This is a genomic window from Brevibacillus schisleri (genome assembly GCF_055685845.1).
On sequence record NZ_JBVNDM010000001.1, the window covers coordinates 1,594,136 to 1,610,056 of the forward strand.

General features: G+C 43.7%; 13 protein-coding genes and 1 pseudogene. 9 read left to right on the plus strand and 5 right to left on the minus strand.

Translation table 11 applies throughout. The annotated features are described in order from the left end of the window. Positions 1 to 296: 296 nt before the first annotated feature. On the minus strand, positions 297 to 1,235 hold the full coding sequence (locus ACUUHJ_RS08070; protein ID WP_472298631.1) for an ABC transporter substrate-binding protein: 939 nt from the start codon (positions 1,233 to 1,235) through the stop codon (positions 297 to 299). A gap of 249 nt (positions 1,236 to 1,484) precedes the next feature. On the opposite strand from ACUUHJ_RS08070, the gene ACUUHJ_RS08075 reads away from it, so the two are divergent. After that, complete coding sequence (locus ACUUHJ_RS08075) at positions 1,485 to 1,694, plus strand: hypothetical protein (RefSeq protein ID WP_472298632.1); 210 nt, start codon at positions 1,485 to 1,487, stop codon at positions 1,692 to 1,694. Between the two features lie 70 nt (positions 1,695 to 1,764). Continuing rightward, a complete protein-coding gene (locus tag ACUUHJ_RS08080) occupies positions 1,765 to 2,181 on the plus strand; it encodes a VOC family protein (RefSeq protein ID WP_016741012.1) in 417 nt (138 codons plus the stop codon). Here ACUUHJ_RS08080 and ACUUHJ_RS08085 read toward each other — a convergent pair. Then, a complete protein-coding gene (locus ACUUHJ_RS08085) occupies positions 2,157 to 2,558 on the minus strand; it encodes a VOC family protein (protein ID WP_472298633.1) in 402 nt (133 codons plus the stop codon). The two genes, ACUUHJ_RS08080 and ACUUHJ_RS08085, sit on opposite strands and share 25 nt — an antisense overlap. A 159-nt stretch (positions 2,559 to 2,717) precedes the next feature. Between ACUUHJ_RS08085 and ACUUHJ_RS08090 the strand changes: the two genes are divergently transcribed. Then, positions 2,718 to 4,448, plus strand: a complete 1,731-nt coding sequence (locus tag ACUUHJ_RS08090; RefSeq protein ID WP_472298634.1) for an ABC transporter ATP-binding protein — start codon at positions 2,718 to 2,720, stop codon at positions 4,446 to 4,448. Position 4,449: 1 nt separating this feature from the next. Next, complete coding sequence (locus ACUUHJ_RS08095) at positions 4,450 to 6,294, plus strand: ABC transporter ATP-binding protein (protein ID WP_472298635.1); 1,845 nt, start codon at positions 4,450 to 4,452, stop codon at positions 6,292 to 6,294. A gap of 137 nt (positions 6,295 to 6,431) precedes the next feature. Here ACUUHJ_RS08095 and ACUUHJ_RS08100 read toward each other — a convergent pair whose 3' ends face one another. The 3 genes from ACUUHJ_RS08100 to ACUUHJ_RS08110 all read right to left on the minus strand — a co-directional run bounded on the left by ACUUHJ_RS08100 (position 6,432) and on the right by ACUUHJ_RS08110 (position 10,165). Then, on the minus strand, positions 6,432 to 7,796 hold the full coding sequence (locus ACUUHJ_RS08100; RefSeq protein WP_472298067.1) for an IS1182 family transposase: 1,365 nt from the start codon (positions 7,794 to 7,796) through the stop codon (positions 6,432 to 6,434). Between the two features lie 270 nt (positions 7,797 to 8,066). Further along, the gene (locus ACUUHJ_RS08105) at positions 8,067 to 9,263 is read right to left on the minus strand and encodes an MFS transporter (RefSeq protein WP_472298636.1); all 1,197 of its coding nucleotides are present in this window, start codon (positions 9,261 to 9,263) and stop codon (positions 8,067 to 8,069) included. Positions 9,264 to 9,274: 11 nt separating this feature from the next. Further along, positions 9,275 to 10,165, minus strand: coding sequence for a GNAT family N-acetyltransferase (locus ACUUHJ_RS08110; protein WP_472298637.1), 891 nt, complete (start codon positions 10,163 to 10,165; stop codon positions 9,275 to 9,277). 802 nt (positions 10,166 to 10,967) lie between these two features. Here ACUUHJ_RS08110 and ACUUHJ_RS08115 point away from each other — a divergent pair. The 5 genes and pseudogenes from ACUUHJ_RS08115 (at position 10,968) to ACUUHJ_RS08135 (ending at position 15,777) form a co-directional block, all read left to right on the plus strand. Beyond that, on the plus strand, positions 10,968 to 11,138 hold the full coding sequence (locus tag ACUUHJ_RS08115) for an FAD-dependent oxidoreductase (protein WP_289676805.1): 171 nt from the start codon (positions 10,968 to 10,970) through the stop codon (positions 11,136 to 11,138). After that, the gene (locus ACUUHJ_RS08120; protein WP_472298638.1) at positions 11,131 to 11,466 is read left to right on the plus strand and encodes a hypothetical protein; all 336 of its coding nucleotides are present in this window, start codon (positions 11,131 to 11,133) and stop codon (positions 11,464 to 11,466) included. The genes ACUUHJ_RS08115 and ACUUHJ_RS08120 overlap by 8 nt, the downstream gene beginning before the upstream one ends. A gap of 136 nt (positions 11,467 to 11,602) precedes the next feature. Further along, positions 11,603 to 12,967, plus strand: coding sequence for an IS1182 family transposase (locus ACUUHJ_RS08125; RefSeq protein WP_472298067.1), 1,365 nt, complete (start codon positions 11,603 to 11,605; stop codon positions 12,965 to 12,967). Positions 12,968 to 13,557: 590 nt separating this feature from the next. After that, positions 13,558 to 13,671, plus strand: a pseudogene (locus ACUUHJ_RS08130) (sigma factor); the annotation flags it as partial. Positions 13,672 to 14,430: 759 nt separating this feature from the next. After that, the gene (locus tag ACUUHJ_RS08135) at positions 14,431 to 15,777 is read left to right on the plus strand and encodes an enoyl-CoA hydratase-related protein (RefSeq protein ID WP_472298639.1); all 1,347 of its coding nucleotides are present in this window, start codon (positions 14,431 to 14,433) and stop codon (positions 15,775 to 15,777) included. Positions 15,778 to 15,921: the final 144 nt, after the last annotated feature.

Sequence of the window (15,921 nt, forward strand, 5' to 3'; positions counted from 1 at the left end):
TCCTGTTTCCTCCCCACCACTACCGCCCGACAAACGGGTTTTAAAAGAAATAAAAACCGCCCCCATAAAGGAGACGGCATATATCGAGCTCGTTAGTTTTGAGGTGCTACCGATCATCACGTGCGACGCATCTACCTCCAGTATGAAGTTAGAAGCTTAAAGCAGTGTACGGTTTCCCTTACTCACTAGGTGATCGTGTAAATCATCCATGGCACATCGCCTCCGTAAAGGTCTACAGCCTGATTGAAAACACACCACCGAGCTCGATGAGTATAGTATGAGCAAAGCCCATCTTTTTATTCACTCATCTTTAGCATCTGTTTTCGAATCGCATTTAAAAACTGTTGGTTGCTGTAGGCCGTACCACCAGCTAATCCTGGTTCAACTGCATTCACGTACATTTGATCGGCTTTGACTGCACGTAGATTTTTCCATGCAGGCTGCTCTTGCAACTGCTTGAAAGCGGGCTGGTCTTCTTTGTTAACCATCACAAACAAGTAGTTGGGATCTTCTTTTGCCAAAGCATCCATAGAGAGTGCGGTACGCTCCTTCATATTCACGACGACATCTGGGACAGGCAGGGCCAAGTCCGTATATAACAGGTGATTGTACCGTTCATCCTTTGGATAGGCGTAGAAGGAGCCTTCTTGGAACCACAGCGTCAGCACTTTCTTTTCCGGGAGTGGAGCAAGCTTGTCGCGGAGTTCCTGTGCATTTTGCTTCACTTTCCCTATAAAGGTATCCAAATTGTCATCTCTTCCACGAACATCAGCGAGCAAACGCAAGTTTTCTTGCCAATGAGCTCCGTTCGTGGAGACGGGAATGACGGATGCAGCGGTTTGCAATTTGGCCAAGTCTTCCTTGGAGGTCTTGTCAGTTGTCATGATGACGTCAGGTTCGAGGGCAACCAGCTCACCTAGGTTCTCTGTTATATGATAGGGGAGCTGCTTGGCATTTCTGATCATGGCTTGATATTCCGCCGGAAACTTTCCGTTTTTATCTACCGTAGCAGCGACGGGCGGGATTCCCAGCAAGAAAGAATCTTCATACGAAGCAGGGAAGCCAACGAAAACAATGTCTTTGGTTCTGGCCGGAATTGTATAAGTGTTGCCTAAGTAAGTGATCGATCTGGTCGGTTTCGCTGCCGCTGAATCGCCAGATTGTCCACCATTTCCGCAGGCTGCCAGGATGAGAAGCAAAGCGGCAATCGGGACAGCTAGTAGCCGTTTATACATACAGGTCACTCCGTTCTTACTTCTTGTGTTATCAGGAAAGTAGCAGGACTCATGTAAATTATAGGCTACCCGATCCATCCGTCGCTGTTGCATTCCTGAACATTTTCAAACATTCTGCTGTAACCTTTTTCCTGCTCAAGACACTAATGGGTATCCAAGAAAATTTTCGCATAGGAAAGTAGTCGATCAGCCGACAGCAAGAGAAGGAGGAGCTTCTTTGTATGAAGAAATGAAACATCAGGTCATCATATGGGGGGCTATACGGTTCATTTTGATGTGGACAGGAAACAGGTGATCGGAATCATTCCTCCGTATGCAGAGGATTCTAAACCGCTTCCTAACAAAAGCAAAGCAATGTCACTGGAAGACGCGACTAGCGTATACATCACCTATCGTCCGCTCCGATTGGTCTACAAGCTGATGGAGAATCCGGCTACATGGCAAAATAGCAATCCATAAGAAGCCTCGGATAATCCGAAATGCTAGGATATAGACATCAAGGAAAAACAACCCCGAGGAGGAAGTACACATGGCATTGCAATCCAAACAAATTTTCGTTAATTTACCGGTGAAGGACCTCAACAAATCGATCGACTTCTTTACGGCGATCGGCTATGAATTTAACCCGCAATTTACGGATCAAAATGCAGCATGCATGGTGATCGGCGAAAACATTTTTGCTATGCTGCTCGTCGAAGAGTTTTTCCAAACGTTTACGAAAAAAGAGCTGACGGATGCAACCAGAAGTACCGAGGTCATTGTCGCGTTGTCTGCGGACAGCAGAGCGCAGGTCGATGAGATCGTAAACAAAGCATTTGCTGCGGGCGCAACTCCATCGAAAGACCCGGTTGACCATGGCTTCATGTACGGGTGGAGCTTTCAAGATTTGGACGGCCATCTGTGGGAGTTCTTGCATATGGATCAAGGCGCTGTTCCACAGGAATAAGAGACGAAGGAAACGAACTGAGGGCAAAAAGCATGGGATCGGTAAAGGGATTCCAGCTTTTTGCCCTTTTTTTCATTCAATACTGGCACATCCCAATCTGTTAACAGCTGATGTGCTGCCTCATTGTCCGCGGGAAGAAAATTATAGTATTTGCCTACATCAAATTGATTTTCCGGAAATGTCATCGGCTGATGGTTCTCTACGCGCACGAGACAGATTACCGTGCTTGATTCATCGGAAATCCGCATCGTGACCGCTTCCTCTTCTACAAACAAAGGTCTGCACCCAAGCTTTTCTTCATACCATTTTGCAGACGCACCCGGGTCCTTCACAGGTATAAAAACCCCTTCCATGCCTTTTAACAGTGATTGAGCCATCCGATCATCTCCCATTCGACCAAAAATCTATCACCTATCATTTCGACGATGATAATAGGAAAAACCTGTAATTCCCACACTTTCATTTTGACAATCTCTCGTGACATATCGCTAGCTAAGCGTTATCTTGTACGTAAAGAACACAGATGGGGTGAACGGATGCGCTTCTACAATAAATACATAAAAAAATATGGCGTAGTCGCCTTGATTTCCATGTTTTTCTTAGCGTTGGAGGCGGTATGTGATCTATTGCAGCCGACGATTCTGTCTCACATTATCGATACGGGTATCGGAAACCGGGATATGGATTACGTGCTCAAGACAGGCGGGCTAATGCTGCTCGTTACGGCGTTGGGGGCAGTCGCGGCATCGATCCGCAATGTGCTGGCGACATACGTGTCGCAAAACTTTGGTGCGCAGCTGCGCGCAGATTTGTTTTCCAAAGTGCAGTCCTTATCCTTTGAAAACTTGAACAAGTTCGATAGAGCCTCACTCGTTACACGTTTGACTAATGACGTCAATCAAGTGCAGATGTTTGTAAACGGCATGATGCGAATATTCGTCAAAGCGCCGTTGATGTGCATTGGCGGGTTGTTTATGGCAACCCAATTGAACGTGGATTTGGCGGTGATTCTCGCCGTTGTCGTGCCCATTGTGGGTCTGTTTATTTTCTTGAATATGAAAATCGGTTTTCCGTTTTTCCTGAAGGTACAGCAGGCGCTTGACCGAGTGAACGGTGCGATGCGTGAGTATTTATCTGGGGTACGAGTCGTTAAGGCATTCAATCGCTTTGATTTTGAGCGTGGCAAGTTTACACGGGCAAACGAAGAGCTGCAGTCCAAATCGGTCTCGGCTACGCGGGTGATGTCCATCTTCAGTCCAGCGATCATGCTGACGATGAATCTCGGAATTGTCGCGGTCCTCTGGCTTGGGGGGCTTGGCGTAGAACAAGGAAGCATCGAGGTCGGTCATATCATCGCGTTTACGAACTACATGACGCAAATCCTGTTTTCACTCATGATGATTTCCTTGGTATTTAACATGTTTGTGCGGGCCAAAGCATCGGCAGGACGCATCGGAGAAGTATTTGCGGAGATAAACCAAATGAGCTGGAAGGAGGAACAATCGCACGAGCTTCCAGGTAAAAAGGGACGCATCGACTTCGAAAAGGTCAGCTTCTCGTATGATGAGGAAGGCGGTCAGCCAGTACTCAAGCAGATTTCGTTTACTTGTCTGCCGGGGGAGACAGTCGGGATTATCGGGTCGACAGGCTCTGGAAAAAGCAGTTTGGTTGGTTTGATTCCACGGTTTTATGATGTAACGGAAGGCACGATTCGAGTAGATGGCATCGATGTACGCGATATCGAACCGAAGCGATTGCGCGAAAAAATGGCGATTGTGCCGCAAAAAACTATGCTGTTCACAGGTACGGTGATGGAAAACATTCGTTGGGGCAAGGCAGAGGCGACCCACGAGGAGGTCGAGCAAGCGGCACGTATGGCGCAGGCTCACGAGTTCATCTCCGCCACTCCTGAAGGCTATGAGACACGCGTAGGGCAGGGAGGAGTTAACTTCTCTGGAGGACAGAAGCAGCGTATTTCCATAGCCAGGGCCTTGGTGAAAAAGCCGGAAATCCTCATTCTCGATGACAGTACAAGCGCGGTAGATGTGGCAACAGAAGGGAAGATTAAGGATGCGCTTCGAGCCTATGCGGCTGGTCTTACCTGCATTTTGATTGCACAGAGAATAACCTCCGTTATGGATGCGGACAAAATCATCGTGCTAGACAATGGAGAAGTCGCTGGCATCGGTACGCATGACGAATTGATGACCTCTTGTCAGGTCTATCAGGAAATCTTTCAGTCACAAATCGGCCGGGAGGTGAAGTAAGGTGAGTCAACAGAAGCAACAACAACCTGTCTTTTCACCGAGACCTGGCCGAGGCTTTGGACATGGTGCTGCCAGAGGTCCAGTGAGTAAGCCCAAGAATTTTTCGGGTACGCTAAAAAGACTCTGGTTAGCTTTTGGCAAAGAAAAGAAGCTGCTGCCGATCGTATTCGCCATTGTATTTGTCGATGCACTACTCATGCTGTCTGCGCCTTATTTGATCGGAAAGTCGATTGATGCGATGACAGGTGGCGAGGAAGCTCTTAGCTTTTTGTCTATCCTCATTCTTGCTTTGCTCGGCTCGTATATCTTCGATGGGGCACTGACGTTTTTGCAAAGCTGGTTGATGGCAGGCATCTCGCAACGGATCGTCTCGAACTTGAGGCAAGCCCTTTTTGACAAGCTGCAAAAGCTGCCAATTGCTTATTTCGATTCGCGAACGCACGGGGAGTTGATGAGCAGGCTCACGAATGATATCGACAACGTCAGCAGCTCCATTTCCCAATCCACAACGCAATTGATGTCAGGAGGGATCGTGCTCCTCGGTTCGCTGGTGATGATGCTCGTCTTGTCTCCGATCCTGACACTCGCATGCCTGATCACGGTGCCACTCGTGTTCCTGCTCACACGCACGATTGCGAAACGAACGAGCGTACTGTTCAAAAATCAGCAGATGGAGCTAGGCAAGCTTAACGGACACATTGAAGAGACGATTTCAGGCATACAGGTAGTGCAGGCCTTCAATTATGAGCAAAAAGCCATTGAGGACTTTACGACGATCAATGACCGGCTCTGCAAGGTCGGGATGAAGGCACAGGTATGGACTGGCTTTCTCATGCCGATCATGAACGTGATTAACAACCTCGGTTTTGCCATGGTGGCGATTGTAGGAGGCATTCTCGCTGTCAAAGGATTGATCACAGTAGGTGTGATTGCGAGTTTTCTCAGTTATTCCCGCCAGTTTGTCCGTCCGCTGAATGACCTCGCGAATATTTTCAATGTGCTTCAATCCGGTGTTGCTGGGGCGGAGCGGGTGTTTGAGGTATTGGATGAACAAGAGGAGCCAGTGGATTCTCCGGGTGCCACTGTGCTTGCACAGCCGAAGGGTCACGTTGTTTTCGATCAGGTCAGCTTTGGCTATCGTCCAGATCAACTGATTTTGAAAAATATCAGCTTCGAGGCACAGGCGGGGAGTACCATCGCGTTAGTCGGACCGACGGGTGCAGGCAAGACCACCATTGTGAATTTGCTCACGCGGTTTTATGACGTGACCTCGGGTACGATTTATTTGGACGGAAAAGACATTCGAGAGTATTCGCGGGACAGCTTGCGGCGCAGCTTTGGTTTTGTTTTGCAGGATACGTACTTGTTCTCTGGTACGATCAAGGAAAATATTATGTACGGCAAGCCAGATGCGACAGATACGGAGGTAGTAGCCGCTGCGAAAATGGCAAATGCAGGTGTGTTCATCAATCGGCTTCCAATGCGTTATGACACGATGCTGACGGAAAATGGGGGCAACCTGAGTCAGGGACAACGCCAGCTTTTGGCGATTGCCCGCGTCATACTCGCCAAGCCCTCGCTGCTCATACTCGATGAGGCGACAAGCAGCATCGACACACGGACAGAGCTGAATATCCAGGATGCGCTCCTCACCATTATGGATGGGCGTACGAGCTTTGTGATTGCACACAGGCTTAATACCATTCGGGATGCCGACACGATTATGGTCGTGGATCGGGGAGAGATCGTGGAAAAAGGCAGTCACGATGAACTTATTGAGCAAAAAGGTACCTACTATCAATTGTTTTACAACCAGTTTAAAAATCTGGAGGCTGCTGGGGAATAACAGAGCACCCCGTCCAAACACGGAAATGACGTGGAGGACGGGGCTGTTGACAAAAAGGGTTAGGGACCCAATGCCCTAACCCTTTTGCCGTTTTTTCACTTATACGTCGTCGGATTGTTTTGTTTCGTAACCTGTGATTAGTTTGCTTTTATCATTCGTTTAATGTTAATTGCCATTGCAGAAAAGAGGCAGTGTTCGGATACATTTCGAATGCCTCTTTTGTATGTTTCTTTTAAGTTATGCTGCCTTTTCATTGTACCGAAGGTACCCTCGCACCATATTCTTCTTTGCCTTTGGATAACACTGTACTCTTGGCTTTGCTTCCTTGCTTGGTTGCGTTCTTTAGCCTCTTGGAATAATGGTCTTTCTATTGTTTTGCGAGATGCGGTTTGTCCAAAACATTGTTGGCGTAACTCACAGGACTTACAGTCCTTTGTTTGGGCAGCATAAATTTTGCTATAACTTTGTTTCCAACTGTGCCACTTAACATGAGTAAATTGAAGTGCCTTGCCATTCGAGCAATAATAGGCATCGTTCATTTCATCAAATGTAAATTGTACTGACCTTTCGGTCTGATCAATAACACCTTTTATCGGAGAGATATAACCGGTTATCTTTAAATTTTCTAATTCATGGTGTACTCCAGAGCGATCATACCCTTTATCTGCGCCTACTTTGCCAATATGTAAACCAAATTTCTCTTTTTGTATCTGTAATCGCTTTATAAATGGTTCGTGGTCATTCACATTAGCAGCCGTAACGTGTATATCAGTTATGATTCCATGCTTAACGTCCACACTGGTATGCGCTAAATAGTGAAATCCCTTGGGTTTATTAGGACGGTTCAATAAACCTGACTCCGGGTCTGTTGTGCTCTGTTTTACTTCCTTCTCAGGAGGAGAGGTTTTAGGTTTTCTTCCTCGTTTTTTCCTAGTGGGATCGTTATCTCTGTCTTTTTTAATTCTCCGTGCTTCCTTTTCTAGCTCTTCAAGGTACTCAGTAGGCTTTTTCTCCACTAAAACTTTTTCTGACCTATTAATCGATGCATTCGCTTTGATGTGAGTAGAATCAACAACAATTATTTCCCCAGTAACTAAACCAGTTCGAATACATTCCGAGACGATGTGATCGAAGATCTCCTGAAAAATATGACTTTCTTTAAATCTACGACGGCGGTTCTGGCTCAGTGTGGAATGATCGGGAACAGTGTCAGTTAAGTCCAATCCTAAAAACCATCGATAGGCCAAATTCACTTGGATTTCTTGTTCCAACTTCCTTTCGGAAGGGATGCCATAAAGATACCCGATAAGGATCATTTTCATTAACAAAACTGGATCAACTGAGCGACGACCTACAGGCGAGTATAAGTGTTGCACTTTCTCATAGATAAAAGAAAAATCAATCTTATTACGAACAACACGTAAAAAATGATTCTCGGGTACAAGATCATCCAAATTTAAGAACATAAACTGGTGCTGTTTGTCTCCATCGATTCCCATCATGAGATAGCCCTCCAAAATAAAAAGAACCGTATAGAAATGATTTCTACACGATTCCCAGAAACCCCTATCTCTACGGCAATTTGTCAACAGCCCCGGACGGGGGGCTTTTTTTTAGGATGCTGGTTTGCTGGCGGCGATCAACAAGAAGATCGGCCGACGGATTTCGTCTCGCATCCCGAGTATATCCAGCATTTCCTCAGGAGGACCAGGTTCAGCGACTTTTGTAAGGTGAAATCCGGCTTTGTGGGACTCTTCAAAAGTATGCTCAGATCATAGCGTAGCCGTATCCTTTTCTTTGCGTAAGAAAACCAAAGGTAGAACGATTAGAACGACAGAGATCAGTATACATAGAATAGGATAGCCAACATCTTCTGCGAGCTTTCCGAAAAAAGGAACCAGAACCGCCAAGATGATCGTCTTAATCATGGATGAATAAGAAAGTAGCGTACTGCGTGAATTCCCCGAGATTCGTTGATTCGTCATATTGATCAAGACAGGCTCGATGATGGAGTAAAAGAAGCTGATGAGAATCATACAGATGATCCCGGATAGTTCAGGCAACAACGGAAGCATGAAAATACTCAAAGCCATCATGACGGTGAACAAGATAACCGTTGCTGTTTCTCCCAAACGTTTTTCTATGTGATAGGAGACGACAGAACCAAGAATACTTGTGCTTTGTATGAAAATAAATACAATGCCAAGCCATTCGATAGTCATTCCTTTCTCATGTAGGAAAGGTGAAACAAATAAAAACGTAAAGCAAAAAGCGGGAACAGCCAGAATAGCAGAATAGAGCAGTACATTGCGTAAGCTCTTTCTCTTCCATACCTTTCTTGAGGTACTGAAAACGAAGTGGATGAGAGGTTCGTGCTCTTTGTTCGTTCCCACCCCCGATTGTTTCGGTTCTTTGATGAAAGAGGCAACACACCCGGCAACAAAGGAGAGAATCCCACAAATAATAAACGGTAAACCAAGCGAGTAGGTAGCTAACCACCCGCCAATGATTCCGGCAAATGCAGTGGCAATACGCATCATTGCCAATTGATAGCTCAACGCTTTGGAAAATAGATTTTCTTTACCTTTCTCGTGTAGATAATCGTAGAGGAGTGCCTGGTCAGCTCCAGAAATAAAGCTCCCTCCCACGCTCCATACGATTTGCAGCAAGCAAAGAATCGGGAACCAGCCTGTGTATGCGTAGAGGATCATGGCAGGAGCCATTAATAAGGCTCCCATCACAAGAGAACGGGTGCGACCGAAACGATCTGCAACGATTCCAGCCGGTATCTCAGCCAAAGCGGCAGCTACCCAACCAAATCCCTCTACCATTCCGATTGTGGCCAGACTTAGGCCTCGTACCTGCTGTAAATACAGCACATAGATGGGAAGCCACAAATGAAATTTCGTAAAAAAGGAATAGATGAAAATCATAAGCATATTGGAATCTAGCAAAGCATGATTTTTCATTCAGTCAAGCCTCACCCGACATAATAGTCGTAGACTGAGACGACTTCAAATCCTGTAGATTGATAGAGTGACAAGGCGTTTTGATTATCGACAGCCACTTCTAGGCTAATTCCTCCTATGTGTTCTCTTTGATTCAAGATTTGCACTGTCTGAGAGAGGATTTTTCTACCCAGCCCTTTTCCTTGGAGCCCTTTTTTTACGCAAAATCCTGAGATGAAAAACTCGTTATCCTCTTCGCTTACGGTAATCATCCCGACTGGTTCAGACTCGTACTGAGCCAGATACGTTTGAAAGGATGGCTCTGACAAATTGCGTGTAACTAGCGCAGTCATGAGCTCAGCTGTATCCTCAAAACCGCTTACGCTAATCTCTACCAGTGTCTGGAAATCATTCGTGGTGGCTGGGAAAAGCTGTAGACGGTTATCCGATTCCACAGCAGTTACGTGCGCTGTAGCGGAGTAATCCAGCTTGTATTCAGAGAATTGATAAGTGGCCGCTACGCCTTCTGCAAAAGAACTGGCTTCCTTGGACTTGCGATTGCTGACGAGTAAAATTTGCGTTACCTCACGCTTTTCACATTCAGCTTTTGCTTGTTCATACAGAGCGCGGAAGATTCCTTTGCGTCGATAGTCTGGATGAACCATTCCGCTGATCTCCACTTCTTTCGGACTGACGATCGCATACATACCGAGGAATCCAACCAGTTGCCCATCTTGGACGTACAGAAAATCATTCGTTTGTTCAGGTTGGCGGTTTTGGAGCATCGATACGTTCAGGTTGACGGATAAATCAAATTCATCGTATGCCTCGCATATTTTTGCCAAATGGACAATCTGTTTCAACCACTCTTCCGAAAGCCCTTTTGCTATTACAAGTCCTGCACCGTTGTTAATTGTACTCATCGTCTCAACCTCCAATTAGTATGTGAGTAGAAAAAAGCCGTGGAGCTTTCAATCCCCACGGCAGTAGATAGCAAAAAAAACGTGGGGATATTCGATCCCCACGGCGGCAAACATAAACAAACTTGGCTATACCAAGCCTTTGACGCGTACATGGTTGCCATACAAAAAAACACGGGTAATCCCCGTGTTTTAGGCACAGCTAAGAGAACCTGCTAGATAAACTAGGAGGATTTCACGTACGCCAGATGGGGAAATGGAATATGATTGCATACTGAAATAAAGCTCATGTATGTCATTGTCATGTTCCCCACCTCCATTATTGTTGCAAGATCCATAACTACCTTCAACTATACGTGAAGTACCGAAGTCTTACAATTGTTTTTTTCAACGCGTAAGAAATGTAAGTCCTTCACCGTGTTAAGGCAATCTTGCTTGAACTTTTTGGAGCGCACAAACCCATGGGGATACCTTATTAAACGGACGGGTTCGTTAGTTCAATAAAAATATATTAGGTTCAGTCTAAAACTAATTATTATAAAGCTATAGTATACCAATTGAATTGGTCATAACTGGGGTTATTTATTATTAAAATAAAGTATTAGACTGTGAAAAATAGAATAAGCAATAAAACACAATAAAGCTATCTCTATGAATACACCAGTTAGTCGGAGAGCTTATTTAACAAAAAAAGTCGGTACACTAGCCCATAGACCGGACACTTAAAAAAATTTCTTTTTCTTTCTTGTCACACTCCACGCCCCTTCCCCGTCACACTGGTACAAAAAACGAAGGGATGATAAAAATGGAAAAATACGATGTGGTGATTGTCGGCGGGGGAGTCGCTGGATTAACAACTGCGATCTATGCAGCAAAGGCAGGCAAACAAACGATAATCATTGAAAAACAGGATCGCTTAGGCTACGAATCAGAAAAAAGGGGCGTACTTCAACGTAGGAGGGCATGCCTTGTATGATGGAGATGCTCTTGCTACGTTCCATGAATTAGGATTGCATATGCAAGGAAATCAACCTTCCCTCGATGGCTTTGGGATTTGGAAAGGTAAAATGGAGATAGCCGCTTGGCTTACGAAATTAGGAAAACTAGATACTCATCAATACGATCAAATCAGTACCCGCGAATGGATCGAAGCAAATTTACAAGATCCAATGGTTCGAAATTTATTTTACGCCCTGCTGCGAACGGCAAGTTATGTGATTGCGCCTGACTTACAAGCTGCCGGCCCAGTTTTAAAACAACTTCAAAACTCCCTGCAAGGCGTTTTGTATCTAGATCGTGGCTAGGGCGCATTGGTCGATGAATTAAGGAAAAAAGCATCTGAATACGGGGCTGTTGACAAATTGCCGTAGAGATAGGGGTTTCTGGGAATCGTGTAGAAATCATTTCTATACGGTTCTTTTTATTTTGGAGGGCTATCTCATGATGGGAATCGATGGAGACAAACAGCACCAGTTTATGTTCTTAAATTTGGATGATCTTGTACCCGAGAATCATTTTTTACGTGTTGTTCGTAATAAGATTGATTTTTCTTTTATCTATGAGAAAGTGCAACACTTATACTCGCCTGTAGGTCGTCGCTCAGTTGATCCAGTTTTGTTAATGAAAATGATCCTTATCGGGTATCTTTATGGCATCCCTTCCGAAAGGAAGTTGGAACAAGAAATCCAAGTGAATTTGGCCTATCGATGGTTTTTAGGATTGGACTTAACTGACACTGTTCCCGATCATTCCACACTGAGCCAGAACCGCCGTCGTAGATTTAAAGAAAGTCATATTTTTCAGGAGATCTTCGATCACATCGTCTCGGAATGTATTCGAACTGGTTTAGTTACTGGGGAAATAATTGTTGTTGATTCTACTCACATCAAAGCGAATGCATCGATTAATAGGTCAGAAAAAGTTTTAGTGGAGAAAAAGCCTACTGAGTACCTTGAAGAGCTAGAAAAGGAAGCACGGAGAATTAAAAAAGACAGAGATAACGATCCCACTAGGAAAAAACGAGGAAGAAAACCTAAAACCTCTCCTCCTGAGAAGGAAGTAAAACAGAGCACAACAGACCCGGAGTCAGGTTTATTGAACCGTCCTAATAAACCCAAGGGATTTCACTATTTAGCGCATACCAGTGTGGACGTTAAGCATGGAATCATAACTGATATACACGTTACGGCTGCTAATGTGAATGACCACGAACCATTTATAAAGCGATTACAGATACAAAAAGAGAAATTTGGTTTACATATTGGCAAAGTAGGCGCAGATAAAGGGTATGATCGCTCTGGAGTACACCATGAATTAGAAAATTTAAAGATAACCGGTTATATCTCTCCGATAAAAGGTGTTATTGATCAGACCGAAAGGTCAGTACAATTTACATTTGATGAAATGAACGATGCCTATTATTGCTCGAATGGCAAGGCACTTCAATTTACTCATGTTAAGTGGCACAGTTGGAAACAAAGTTATAGCAAAATTTATGCTGCCCAAACAAAGGACTGTAAGTCCTGTGAGTTACGCCAACAATGTTTTGGACAAACCGCATCTCGCAAAACAATAGAAAGACCATTATTCCAAGAGGCTAAAGAACGCAACCAAGCAAGGAAGCAAAGCCAAGAGTACAGTGTTATCCAAAGGCAAAGAAGAATATGGTGCGAGGGTACCTTCGGTACAATGAAAAGGCAGCATAACTTAAAAGAAACATACAAAAGAGGCATTCGAAATGTATCCGAACACTGCCTCTTTTCTGCAATGGCAATTAACATTAAACGAATGATAAAAGCAAACTAATCACAGGTTACGAAACAAAACAATCCGACGACGTATAAGTGAAAAAACGGCAAAAGGGTTAGGGCATTGGGTCCCTAACCCTTTTTGTCAACAGCCCCAATACGGGGGGCACTTTTTAACCAAGAACAAGGTCAACTGTATCGAACATGAGAACGGAATTGTTCAACATGTCCTTTGTGAAGACGGCACGAAAGTAATAGCAAGAAATATCATCGTCACAACCTCTCCAGCGATCGCTTACCAGTTGGTACCCCATGCAGAAGCAACCGCTCTCCATACTTGGAAAGAACAAGCGATTGAAGTCAGAGCAGCTTGTTTAGATGTAGCTTTGCGCCGACTTCCAAAACCGAAACAACAATTTGACGAATTAGTTGTCAAACAATACCTTCCAAAGGTCACGGTTTGCCATGATTTTATGCATATGAAACGTCAAGAGAACCCAGGGCCCGCTGTCCCGGAAATTAGTGGGTTATATGTAGCAGGAGAGTGGGCATCTCACGGTGAACTACTGGTCGATGCTTCGACAGCAAGCGCTAAAAGAGCTGTACAGCATATACTCTCGCATGAGGAAATGGAGAGAGCCCTCAACTATGAGTATAGAAACATTGTATAAATTATATAAAACGCCTCTTTTCTCGTTAGCATATCGGATGCTCGGGAGTGTTATGGATGCGGAAGACATTGTACAAGAAGCCTTTCTTGCTTTTCAGCCCCCTTCGATCTCGATGGCAGAGGGTCAAATAAAGTAGTTTGTGAACTGTCTCATACAAGGAAATACGACAAACTGCTTGAGCTAGTCAGTGAAAATGTCGTTTTCTATTCAGACGGCGAAGGCAAAGTAAGAGCTGCGCAGATTCCTATCATTGACTTTGATAAAGTCATTAATTTGCATCATAATCTGCTCAGAATGTATGAAGGGAAGTATTCTTATTCGTTCCTTATAGTAAACGGGTTGCCGGGGATTCGAATCAATATAGATGAAAATATTCAGTATATATACTCATTTACTTTTAAAAATAATCAAATTCAAACGATCTATGCGGTAGCAAATCCAGATAAACTACGACATGTATAATTTGCCCCCATTCAAAGCTCCTCGTGCAGTCCAGAGGCAGTGAAATCAACAATCGTGGGAGAGCGCTAACTGGCAGTGTAGAGGTCAGGCTTCAGACTTCAGGCTTCAGGCTTCAGGTTATGGTCTTTTTCTGTCCCCATTAGCGTACGATCAGAGAATAACTTATCTTCCGAAATGTGGTATTATTATTTTTTACGTGCTTGAATTTTTTGACTGAATAGTCGAATCGGTGAGGGTGAAAACAGCTTATTATTATTGACTTTTCACAAGTGGAACTATATAGTTCTAAAATAATGATCAAGATTTAAACTATCTGATGTATACTTTAGTAACATCATAAATTTGAGTCTTAATAGAAGTGTAAATATTGAGATAACGGAGTGTTTCGATGGAAAACATGAAAGATCTCATTCTTTATTCCCAAGATGAAGGAATAGCAAAAATCACTTTAAATCGTCCTGAATCCTTAAATGCTTTGAACTTAGAATTACTTTTTAGCCTATCTGAAACCTTAGATAAAGTTAAGGTAGATCAGAATGTAAGAGCTGTAATTATAACTGGAGCTGGAGAAAAAATATTTTCTGTAGGTGCTGATATTAAGCTATTACACTCTTTAACTCCCCTTGAGGTAAGAGATCTAGCTAAACTTGCTGTCGAGATTACTCATAAAATAGAATCCTTGGGCAAAGTAGTAGTTGCTGCTATAAACGGCACAGCATTAGGAGGAGGACTTGAGATTGCAGAAGCCTGTATGCTGCGTATTGCAGCATCACATGCGCAACTCGGACATCCTGAAGTTCGGATTGGTGCAGTAGCTGGTTTCGGTGGTACCACTCGCCTACCACGATTAATCGGAAAGGGTCGAGCAGCGGAACTGTTACTAACTGGAAATTCTATCAACGCGGAACAAGCATATAATATGGGACTAGTAAACAAAGTAGTTGAACCTGGGAAATTACTTATAGAAGCCGAAAATATGATTCGAGGAATTTTATCCCAATCACCTATCGCAGTAAAATTGACTTGGGAGGCTCTGCACCACGGCCTAAATTTAACATTAGAAGAGTCTGCCCAACTCGATGCGAATTACTTTGGTTTAGTCGCTTCCACTGAAGACTTCAAAATCGGTACGAAATCCTTCATAGATAAGACAACACCGGTGTATAGTAAAATCACAAATAAAGAACACGTAATACAAGTCGCTGCACAATTATTTTTGAAAAATGGCAATACATCAATGGATGAAGTGATGAAAATAAGTAAAGTTTCGAAATCCAATATTTACTATCACTTCAAAAACAAGGAAGATCTTCAATTAGCTGTTGTAAAGTATTGGACTAGTTTATATGAAACCTGTCTGATAGAAGCCTTAAAGCAAGATTATCGACCTGTCAGAGAGCGTTTAAGTGATTTTACTGAATTACTTTTAGGTGGCGTGATAGAAAGAAATGGAGTTGGGAATTGTCCCTTCATCTCTTTGTACATCAAGTCTTCTGAACAATCTTCTGAAGTAAAGGATGCTATCACTCTATTTTTCCGTGAAATTGAACCGATCGTCATTAAAATATTTAAACAAGGGAAGGATAATAATGAATTCAATAAAACTGTTCACCCTAAACAGATGGCATTATTATTCTTAAGCACATTAGAAGGTTCTCTTATTCTCGGAGTAATGATGAAGGACCCTTTACTTATTAAACAAACAATAGACAACTTCTTTCTTCTTCTTGATTAACATATTTCTCATCCGCTCACCTCTAAATAAGCGAAATAAAAAACAGGCAATCCAGTCTGTTTTTTTTGTATTCGGATTTTTTAGTGGAGACAAACTCAAAACATCTCACTTATAAATCGGAGAATATGGTGGTATTTTGCTAAA